Origin of the sequence: Thermodesulfatator autotrophicus (assembly GCF_001642325.1) — a bacterium.
GTDB classification, from domain to species: Bacteria; Desulfobacterota; Thermodesulfobacteria; order Thermodesulfobacteriales; family Thermodesulfatatoraceae; genus Thermodesulfatator; species Thermodesulfatator autotrophicus.
In genome coordinates this window covers 1-8,224 of sequence record NZ_LSFI01000063.1, presented here as the reverse complement: position 1 = coordinate 8,224, position 8,224 = coordinate 1, and the positions used below count along the sequence as shown (strand labels likewise).

The 8,224-nt window shown below is 33.8% G+C and carries 9 protein-coding genes; 5 read left to right on the top strand and 4 right to left on the bottom strand.

What is annotated here, in order from left to right; genetic code table 11:
- Nucleotides 1–22: 22 nt before the first annotated feature.
- From TH606_RS10360 to TH606_RS10345, 4 genes are read right to left on the bottom strand one after another with little or no spacing between them, the layout of a single operon-like run.
- The gene (locus TH606_RS10360) at nt 23–1,096 is read right to left on the bottom strand and encodes a glycosyltransferase family 4 protein (RefSeq protein WP_068543744.1); all 1,074 of its coding nucleotides are present in this window, start codon (nt 1,094–1,096) and stop codon (nt 23–25) included.
- Entirely contained in the window at nt 1,029–1,544 is a 516-nt protein-coding gene (locus TH606_RS10355) for a glycosyltransferase (RefSeq protein WP_456243296.1), read from the bottom strand. Before TH606_RS10355 ends, TH606_RS10360 begins: the two co-directional genes overlap by 68 nt.
- Nucleotides 1,545–1,558: 14 nt before the next feature.
- Nucleotides 1,559–3,325: a glycosyltransferase gene (locus TH606_RS10350; protein WP_068543738.1), complete on the bottom strand. Its 1,767-nt coding sequence runs from the start codon at nt 3,323–3,325 to the stop codon at nt 1,559–1,561.
- On the bottom strand, nt 3,300–3,995 hold the full coding sequence (locus TH606_RS10345; protein ID WP_068543735.1) for a polysaccharide deacetylase family protein: 696 nt from the start codon (nt 3,993–3,995) through the stop codon (nt 3,300–3,302). The genes TH606_RS10350 and TH606_RS10345 overlap by 26 nt, the downstream gene beginning before the upstream one ends.
- A gap of 207 nt (nt 3,996–4,202) precedes the next feature.
- On the opposite strand from TH606_RS10345, the gene TH606_RS10340 reads away from it, so the two are divergent.
- From TH606_RS10340 to TH606_RS12010, 5 genes are all read left to right on the top strand, one after another.
- Nucleotides 4,203–4,484 (top strand): DUF5132 domain-containing protein, encoded by a 282-nt coding sequence (locus tag TH606_RS10340; RefSeq protein WP_068543732.1) that lies wholly within the window; start codon nt 4,203–4,205, stop codon nt 4,482–4,484.
- On the top strand, nt 4,474–4,929 hold the full coding sequence (locus TH606_RS10335; protein WP_068543729.1) for an HMA2 domain-containing protein: 456 nt from the start codon (nt 4,474–4,476) through the stop codon (nt 4,927–4,929). The genes TH606_RS10340 and TH606_RS10335 overlap by 11 nt, the downstream gene beginning before the upstream one ends.
- Nucleotides 4,930–4,945: 16 nt before the next feature.
- On the top strand, nt 4,946–5,701 hold the full coding sequence (locus TH606_RS10330; RefSeq protein ID WP_068543725.1) for a hypothetical protein: 756 nt from the start codon (nt 4,946–4,948) through the stop codon (nt 5,699–5,701).
- Between the two features lie 9 nt (nt 5,702–5,710).
- Nucleotides 5,711–7,801 (top strand): cation-translocating P-type ATPase, encoded by a 2,091-nt coding sequence (locus TH606_RS10325; RefSeq protein WP_068543722.1) that lies wholly within the window; start codon nt 5,711–5,713, stop codon nt 7,799–7,801.
- On the top strand, nt 7,771–8,224 hold a 454-nt coding region (locus TH606_RS12010), incomplete at its 3' end, for an HAD-IC family P-type ATPase (protein ID WP_197460566.1). The genes TH606_RS10325 and TH606_RS12010, both read left to right, overlap by 31 nt.

The window sequence follows — 8,224 nt, the reverse complement described above, 5'->3', positions numbered from 1 at the left end:
TTCGGACACAATTACTGAAATACTACCGAAAAGTTCTTTCCCATGAAAAAAGTTCTTTGGTTTTTTGATATAATTCTTGGCTTAACTCTCTAGAAATTTTTTGGCTGGCTTTAATTATACCTTCGGCAAGAGCTTTACTGTTTATTTCTTTAACTAAAAACTCTTTTTTAAATTGTGTTTGTAGTCCAAGATCAAAAGCTACTACTGGAAGTCCGCAACTTTGGGCTTCTAAAAATGTTAAGGCAAATGTTTCGTAGTGTGATGCGCTTACAAAAATATCAGCATGACAATAAATTTCAGCCAGTAAATTTTCGTCTTCTATATGTCCAATATAGGTAAGATTTTTAACCTTATTGGCTTTTATTTTGACCCAAGAACTCAATGGCCCTGATCCTACTATTATTAGGTGGAACTTTTGTTCGTTTAGATTTTTAAGTGTTTCTATTAGTAATTTTATATTTTTATCAAGGGCAATTCTTCCAACATATAATAATTTAATTTTGTTGTTATTTATTCCAAATTTTTCCCAAAAATTTGTCTTTTTTTCTTTAGGTTTAAAAATGTTGGTATCAATACCTAATTCAATAGTTTTAACATTTTTTATTTCCATCTCTAGGAGAATATTTCTATATTTTTGAGACGGTGTAATAATAATATCACTTTTTTTAAAAACGTTTTCTATTATATATCCTAAAAATAGCTCTTTTAATTGTTTTGGTGCTGGGAATAAATTTGTATCATTTATTAAATCTGAATGATAAAATATCGAACAAATCTGCTTTTTTATTTTAATTAAAGGGATAAGTGCATAGCATCCACCAAATTCAATTATGTCTGGATTTTCATTTTCAATAATTTTATTTACAGATTTTATGTTTTTGAAAAATCTATATCCTCCAGTACCAGGTATAGGTATAGAGTTTATTTCGTAAATTACTGATTTGTTTTTATTGTATGTTTTATTTTCTTTGCCAGGGATAATAACTACATGTTTTATGTCTTGATACCTTTCTAGAGTTTCTATTTTTTTATCTATATATTTCTTTATTCCTCCACTCTTTTTGTGGTAATAAATGGTAATGTCTAATATCTTCATTATTTTTCTCCCTATTAAAGAATATCTCATTTATATATTGTAAATAAGTTTTTTCTAGATTCAACCTTTGAGCTGTATAAAATGCTTCTTTAGATATTTTAGTTTTTATATTTTCGTTATTTATTAGTAAATCTATGTATTTTAAATATTCTTCTTCTGTTTCTGTAATAAAGCCACTTTTATTGTGTTCAATATGTTCATGAGCGGCCCCTTTGTTGCTTACAATTACAGGAAGTCCGCTTGCCATGGCTTCTAATACAACCAATCCATATGTTTCTGTTTCTGAAGGGAATAGAAATATATCTGAATTGCTATAAGATTTTGCCAATTTTTCTCCTTTTAGATATCCTATAATAAACAAGTTTTTAGGTTTTATTTTTTCTATATAATTTCTATATGGACCATCTCCCACCATAATAAAATCTAGTTCTGGTAATAATCGAGCTATTTTTATAAATGTATCTAATTTTTTTCTTTAGATATCCTCCCTACATAAAGTATTTTTCTTTTATTTGTTTTTATGTTGAATTCTTTTTCCCAGAAAAATTTTTCTTTTTTATTCGGATTAAATAGATTGGTGTCAACTCCTCTAATAAATATTCTAATTTTTGACTTATCCACTCCATGAAATATTAGTTTTTTAGCATATACTTTAGATGGGACCAAAATTTTATCACATTGGTTAGAAAACCAAGATAGTAATTTCCAGCTTAGTTCATAATTTTTAGGATTTTCTGTATATTTTAGTATGTATTGAGGCACATCGGTATGAAAAGTAAAACTTATTGGTAATTTAAATATTTTCCCTGCCAAGAAGAATAAAATTCCAAGTGGAGCAGGTGTTGCTATGTGAATATGAGAATAATTTCTCTCTTTAATCAAATCAAAAATATCTATTATTGAAGGGATTCTCAAGCGAAATTCATTATAAAAAGGTGTGGGTAAATCTATATATGTATTTAGATTGATGCATTTTTCATCGTTTAATGATTTGTTGCTCATGGTTATTATATCTATTGGTAAATTATGTTTTATTTTTATGTTTTTTATTATTTGTGCTGTTCGAGATACTCCATTTATTTCATAGTATGTGTCTGTTACATAAGCCAGTCTGTTTGTTTCCATTGTTTTTATTTTTAGCTTGTTTGCTATGTTTTTTGTGTGATTTTCTTCTTCTTTTTGAAGATATAATATTATTATTGGTAGTAATTGCAATGATATTGCTACTATAAATTCTCCTAAATTATGTGGATTAAATTCTCTTTTTGTTTTTTCAAAAGTCCAAAATGGAGCTTTTTTGATTAACTCTTTTAAAATTAATTCTCTATTGCCATTAATATTTATAAAATTTTTTATCAGATAATCTGCAAAATTATTTTTTTTAAATAAAAAAATATGATCTCCAATTTCTTTTATTTCTTCTGGTATTTTATTGTTTTTTTCAAAATGTTTGTAGGCTATTCTTAATACAGTATTTATTAATCTTTCTTCTCCTAATTTTTCTGTTGTTGCTTGAGTTTTTCCATTATTGATTGCATCTAAAAATTCTTTTATTGTCGTTGCTTTTGCTTCTGTCCAGGTTCTACCTGCATCCATTCCTCCGTGATCATCAGATCCTGCGGTGAAAGAAATATTAGGTCTTGTTCTTCTGGAACGAATATTATATTTTTCTTCTAATTTTTTAATTTTTTCAAATCCTTGATATTTTTCTATAATTGATTTTTCTATGTGTTGTGTTTTTTGACTTCTTGTTCCATTAATAATTTCCCAATTGTCAAATAGTAATATAAATTTTTCTACTATAGATACACTTAAAGGTTTTCTATTAACCGGATATAGAGGATGAGCTAATGTATGAGCTATATTTTTTTCTTTTAAATAATCTATGAAATCATATACATTTTTTCTTAATTTGTTTAAAATTTTGTGTTCACTTTCACTAATTCCATAGCATAGTACATGAATATCACATTTTTCATCAGGAAATGTTACAGTATATTCGCAACTAATAAATACATCAGGCATATCTGCAATTTCTAGTACTCCATAAATGCTATTGTGATCTGTAATTGTAACAAATGTCATTCCCCTTTCTTTTAATCTTTTATATAGTTCTTTTGGTTCTGTATAACTTTCTGGACAGTTAAATATGCTTGATAACCATCCAGCTGGACTATTAGATGCTTTTGAATGTACATGTAAATCAGCTTTGGCTGTAAATGTCGTCATAATAAATAAACCTCCTATCTTTAGCCTTTTTTATTAGTTTTTTCCATAATTTAATTTTTTCGTTATCGTGAAAATCTTTCATATGAATTGCATATCTTATAATTGAAAATTTAGAAAAAATCCTAAATAATATATCTGAGGACCATTTACTAATTTCTGATAAAAGATAGCGATTACTAAAAGTAATAGTTGGAGCAAATATTTTTTTATCTGGAAAGATTTTTATTTCTTCTCTATATCCTATCCCTTTAAAGCCAAGTTTTAATAATATCTTTTCTAAAGAGCTGTTCGATATCCATGCCGGTGGAACAAAATAAAGTGTTTCTAATTCTAACTTTTTTAAAATTTCTTTTCCTTCTATTATTCTTTTGAAAGTCTCATTCTTGTTTAATTTGTTAAATTCTCCTTCTCCATTAGTTGCCCATAAATATTTTAGTGAATTTTTTCCTAGATGTTTGTATCCATGTAAAATTATTTCTTGTTTGCAAGCCTTTATAAGGTTTATAAAACTTATATCGTTTTCTATGTTATATCTATTTTTGTAATTAGGGATTAGTAGGATACAATATTTATTTATTCCTTCTTCAAATATTAATTTTAAAGCTTCAAAAAACTCGTTTTTATAATATGGACTAACATCATGCAATTCTACTATTAGTTTTTTATTCATTTGTTTTATGATTATTTATTTTGCTCTTTATAAATCCATATTTCTTAAAAATTTTTGTCCATATCTAATTATTTTTTTGTGTCAAATACTTGACTATTTCTTTAATTAAACTTTACATTTTGAAAGTTACACATATAGGAAAATAATGATAAAGCTCCTTGAGATTTTGTCTTTTATTTCTTAATTTTCCAAATTAAGGAGGTGCATATGGGGATTGAGCTTGAAGACATCCTTAAGAAAGAAGTAGTTACTGGTTTATCTGTAGGATTAGGATTAGCTTATGTATTACCAAAACTACTCCCTGTTTTTGGCCAGGCTGCTAAGCCACTTATAAAAGGTATGATGAAAGGTTCTATTATAGCCTATGAAAAAGGTAGAGAAACCTTAGCAGAACTTACTGAGACATTAGAAGATCTTTGGGCAGAGACTAAGGCAGAACTTGAAGAGGAACTTGCGTCTCAAGGCGGAGGGGAAAAAGATGCCGAGTAAGCTTGAGGCCTTTGTTGTTCATAGTCTTAAAGGGCGAGTTAGGCTTAAAGTCCCCGCTCTTAAAAACAATAAAAAGGAGTTAGAACACATTGTTTCGGTGCTTAACAGTCTGGAAAACATAAAAAAAGTAGCAGGTAATCTACAGACTGGAAGTATTCTTCTGGAATATGAAGGAAGTCCCCAGCTTTTCTGGAAGAAACTTCGTGAACTTGATGTCTTAGACATCAAAAAAACTGAAGAAGTGGCAGTAAAATCGCAATTACAAATGATTTTTAAGAAAGCAGATGAAACTATAAAAGAGAGTTCTCACTATCGTCTGGACTTAGGGACATCTGTTGGGCTTGCCTGTGTTGCTATAGGTTTTTATCAGCTCTTAAAAGGGAGAACTAATCTTCCTTCCTGGTATACGGCTTTTTGGTATTCTCTTCATTTTTTTAAAAAATAATTTAAGGAGGTAAGTTATGGCTGAAGAAAAAAGAGAAATACAGGAAGTATCCAAATCTTCAACGGGTTTTAATATTCCCTATCCTTTTTCTCTTCTTGGAACTGCTGGCCGAACGGTAAAAGAAGGAATTGTTAGTAGCCTTAAAGGGCTACAAGAGATTGAAGCTGAAATTATTGCTCTTACCCGTAATACCATAATTGATGTTCTAAGAGCAGCGGGAGATATTACCAAAGAAGGAATAAATGTTATTGCCGACACTATGAAAGGGGCTATTCAGGCTACTGAAGAAGTGGGAACTGGGGCTATCATGAGTGTCAAAAGTGTGGCTAAAGGACTTATTCTTGGAGTTCACGAAGTAGGTGGAGATGTGGTTAAAGCGGCTTCTGAAATCGCTAGAGATGCTGTTAAAAATGCTGCTGTCGTTGGTGCTGATGTGGCGGAAGTGGCTCGTCGTACAGTAGAAGGAATAATTGAGGCTACCCGCGAAATAGGAGGAAATGTCGAAGAAGTTGCTAAAGCGGCGGTAAAGGGAGCGGTAGAGGGGGCCAGTGAAATTAGCAAAACGGCTACTACTTCCGTCAAGGAAGTTTTAGTTGGTGTTGTTGGAAGTACCAAAGATGTATTGAGTACCGCTTTACCTAAAGGGGCCAAGTCAACCGAAGAAAAAGAACCAGAAATAATAGAAGTTAAAGCTTCTCCTCAGGAATCAGAAAAGGCCGAAGCCAAAGAAACTAAGAAAGAAACCAAGCCCAAAGGTAGTAAAAAGTCTTAATTGTCGCTAATGGTTACTGAAGAGCTTCAAAAGATCCATGAACTCAGGGGCCGGGTGCGTTTTCGGGCCCCTGTGCTTTATCGAGCTTTTCACCTAAAAGATTATCTTGAAGGGGTTCTTTCCCGAAATGGCTATATAAAAAAAGTTAAAGTTAATCCTTTAACTGCTACTATTTTACTCGTTTTTAAACCAGATATTCCAGTTGAAAAGATAGAGGCCGAACTTAAATCCTCTCTTCAAAAGCTACCAAGCCCTTCTGAAGTCAAAAAATTTAAAAGTGAATCTAAGCCAGTAATTACCCCTTTAAAAGAGGAGGGGCCTCCGTGGCATACTTTATCGGTTGAAGAGGTTTTAAAACTTCTTGGTACTGATAAAGAAAGAGGGCTTGACCGTGAAACCTACGAAAAACTTTTCCAAAAATATGGTTCTAATATCCTTCCTGAGATAACCCCTCGAACAGGCTGGGAGATTTTTCTTGAGCAAATAAAAAGTGTGCCTGTAGCTATTTTAGGTGTAGCAGCTGGAATTTCTCTTTTTACTGGCGGGGTGATTGACGCTTTAGCTATTTTGTGTGTGGTAGGGTTAAATGCCTATATAGGCTATAAAACAGAAGCTGAAGCCGAAAGAACTATAAGCTCCCTTAAAAAACTTATTCATCCAGAAGCTCTGGTAATAAGAGAGGGAAAAGTCAAACGAGTTCCTGCTGAAACTATAGTTCCTGGAGACATTTTTCTTTTACGTCCGGGAGATTACGTTCCAGCTGACGGCCGTATTATAGAAGCGGAAAGATTAAGTATTGACGAATCGGCTCTAACAGGTGAGAGCCTACCTGTAGTTAAGACCGAAAAACCTCTTCCCCCTAATGAGACTTATCCTCTAGCTGATCGTATTAACATGTGTTTTATGGGAACGCTGGTGCTGGGAGGGCATGGCAAGGCTGTGGCTGTTGCTACTGGTAAAGATACCGAGATTGGGCGCATTCAACTTTCTCTAGCTGAAGCACGGCCTCCTGAAACTTCAATAGAAAAACAGCTAGACGAAATGGGTACCAAGCTAGTGATAATTTCTGGGGCCCTTTGCGGAGCGGTTTTCGTACTGGGAATATTAAGGGGCTTTGGCTTTCTTGAAATGCTTAATACAGCTTTATCTCTAGCAGTAGCGGCAGTGCCAGAAGGGCTTTCCACTGTGGCTACTACTACCCTTGCTCTTGGCGTGCGCGAGATGAAAAAAGAAAACATCGTTGTCAGACGCTTATCCGCTATAGAGGCCCTGGGTTCAGTTCAAGTAATGTGTCTTGATAAAACAGGCACTATTACAGAAAATCATATGACCGTAACCGAAATCAGTTGCGGTAAGCCTTATAAACCAGAAACTTTAGAAAACAAATATTTAAACTTTTTTCCAGATTCTCAAATTTTATTTGAACAGGCCAACGATGAACTTTTATCTTTACTGGCAGTATGTGTGCTTTGTAATGAAAGTGAAGTGGTAAAAAACGGTAAAGAGATTTCTTTTAAAGGTACGCCTACAGAAACGGCTCTTCTTGAAATAGCTTTTAAAGCAGGCCTTGATATTGAAGCCCTGCGAAAGGCGTTTCCCAGAGTGCGTATAGTGCATCGAGCAGAAAACCGTCTTTACATGGTAACAGTTCACCATTTGCCTTCGGGGAAATTTCTTTACGCCATAAAGGGAATGCCTACTCAGGTGCTCGGGCTTTGCGGGGAGATTTTAAGGGATGGTCGTCGTTACCCTCTTGATGAAGAGGAACGTATTGAACTTACCAACTTGAACGACCAGCTGGCTGTACGAGGTTTAAGAGTGCTTGGTGTGGCCTTTGGTATCTCTGATGATCCTGGAATAGATCTTGATCTTAAAGAAGAGGCTCCCTGGTGTGAGAACTTTGTGTGGCTAGGCTTTGTGGGTATGGAAGACCCAATTCGTCCCGGGATTAAAGATCTCATTTCCCTTTTGCATCAGGCTGGTATTCGCACGGTGATGATAACTGGAGACCAGGCTCCCACTGCTTATGCTATTGGAAAGGGCATAAACATAATCAGGATGAACTTGTTATTCTTGATTCTTCTGATTTTTCGCACTTAAAGCCAGAGGCCTTTCGTGGTCTTTTAAAGCGAGTTTCCGTTTTTTCAAGGGTAAGCCCGGCAGATAAGCTTCGCATTGTCCAGGCCTTCCAAGACTTAGGCCTCAAGGTAGCCATGACAGGAGACGGTATTAACGATATTCCGGCTCTTAAAGCGGCAGACATAGGAATTACTACTGGAAGTGGTACTGATGTAGCTAAAGAAGTGGCAGATATCATCATTGAAGATGACCAGCTTGGCACGATGGTGCTTGCGGTAGAAAAAGGCCGTATCATTTATAAAAACATTCGCAAGTCACTTGAGTTTTTACTTTCTACTAACATAAGCGAGATAATGGTTTCAGTTTCAGCCAATCTTGCTGGCCTTGGGCAACCTTTGAATCAGATGCAGCTTCTTTGGATTAACCTGGTGACAGATGTTTTTC